General features: G+C 65.5%; 2 protein-coding genes. Both read right to left on the bottom strand.

Translation table 11 applies throughout. The features are described 5' to 3' along the window. Positions 1-9: 9 nt before the first annotated feature. Positions 10-861 carry a DDE-type integrase/transposase/recombinase gene (locus tag AOM05_RS13870; RefSeq protein WP_156165208.1) on the bottom strand — a complete coding sequence of 284 codons (852 nt, stop codon included), beginning with the start codon at positions 859-861 and terminating at the stop codon, positions 10-12. Positions 862-1,043: 182 nt separating this feature from the next. After that, the coding region (locus tag AOM05_RS14345) for a hypothetical protein (RefSeq protein ID WP_228373319.1) at positions 1,044-1,506 on the bottom strand (463 nt) is incomplete at its 5' end.

Here is a 1,506-nt window from a genome sequence, read left to right as displayed (position 1 = left end):
CGGGCATTGTCAAGCTGCTTGGAGTCGTTGGGCTTCGATTGTGGTGTCGGGGAAGTTGATGCCGACGAGGCTTGCGGGTGCGGGCGTGCGGGGTCGGCCATGGAATCGTTCGGGGTTGGCGTCGCGGTAGGCCTGCAGTGTCCGGTCGCGTGCGATCCAGCGTTCCCGCCAGCTGCCGTCGTGGACCTCGTCGGGTGAGAACAACGCGATCCCTGAGTGCTTGTGGCGACCGTTGTACCAGGGCACATACCAGTTCATGTAGGCGCGGGCGTCGTCGATGCTGGTGAAGGTCCCGGGATAGTTCGGTCGGTACTTCATGGTGCGGAACTCGGACTCCGAGTACGGGTTGTCGTTCGACACGCGTGGCCTGTTGTGGGTCATGGCGACATCGTGACCGTGGAGGAAGTCGGCCAGCAGGTTCGACCGCATCGCGGGTCCTGAATCGGCGTGGACGAAGTCCGGCGCCCCGAAGGTCGCGATCGCCTGGTCGAACATCTCCACCGCCAGGTGGTCCGCCTCACGCACCTCGACCCGGTAGCCGACGATCTTGCGCGAGTAGATGTCGATGATCGAGTAGGCCTTGTATGTCACGCCCCGCCACGGGCTGCGCAGATCGGTGATGTCCCAGCTCCACACCTGACCCGGCCCGGTCGCGCAGTGCACGGGCGCCGTACGAGGCTCGCGTGACTGCCGGCGGGTCGGCGCCTTGGGCCGTGCGGACTGGTCCGCCATGGTCTTCGCGATACGCCACCACGACCGACGTGAGGCGAGCATGATGCCCTTGTCCCACGTGGACGCGAACGCGAAGTCGACCGAATGTCCGGCCATCCACGCCGTCTGGATCTCGTCCTCGATGGCCATGCGCTCATCGAACGAGATCCGTGCCCGGTAGGCCCGCTCACGCTGCGGCTTCACCCGTGCGACCCGCGCACGCGGACGCGACCGGTAATGCCACGTCGACCGCGACAACCCCACCACCGTCAACGCCTGGCGTTGCGAACGGTGCGCGGTCGTGAGGGCCGCGACCAGAGCGTTCTCCGCCGCTACGAATCCGTCCGGGTCGGTCCCGTCGTCTCCTGCATGTCGGGCTCGTGCTCGCGCATCGCGTGCAAGAGCCCGATAGCTTTTCCCAACGCATCATTGGCCGCCTCGAGCTCGTCGATACGTGCCTGCATCCGCTCCAACTGGGCTTGCTGATCCCGAATCTGGCGTGCACGTTCGGCTTGTGCCGAGAAGTGCCGATCTGCTGACTTCGCCATGGACCCACCCTCCCGCGGAACCAGTCCACGGTCCAGATCGCCACGGATCACCGTCATCCGCCACCGCCGGAACTTGCCCTCCGAGAACGGCTGAGCACGCAACCACTCACGCTTCGTGCCAAACGGCTGGTCCTCGTACTCCTGGACCAACGCCCGGATCTCCTCCGCCGAGTACCCCATCGACACCGACACCCTCCACCTCCAACTGATCGTGAACTGACTCACAACCAGCCTGGCGAAGAGGGAT

This window comes from Demequina silvatica (assembly GCF_000971215.1).
Classification (GTDB): domain Bacteria; phylum Actinomycetota; class Actinomycetes; order Actinomycetales; family Demequinaceae; genus Demequina; species Demequina silvatica.
Note: the sequence above shows the minus strand (reverse complement) of the source record. Positions and strands in the feature narration are given on the sequence as shown.

Bases quoted from the DNA above. Each gene is read 5' to 3' on its own strand.
- AOM05_RS13870 (WP_156165208.1), bottom strand. From the start codon at position 861: ATGGCCATCGAGGACGAGATCCAGACGGCGTGGATGGCCGGACATTCG.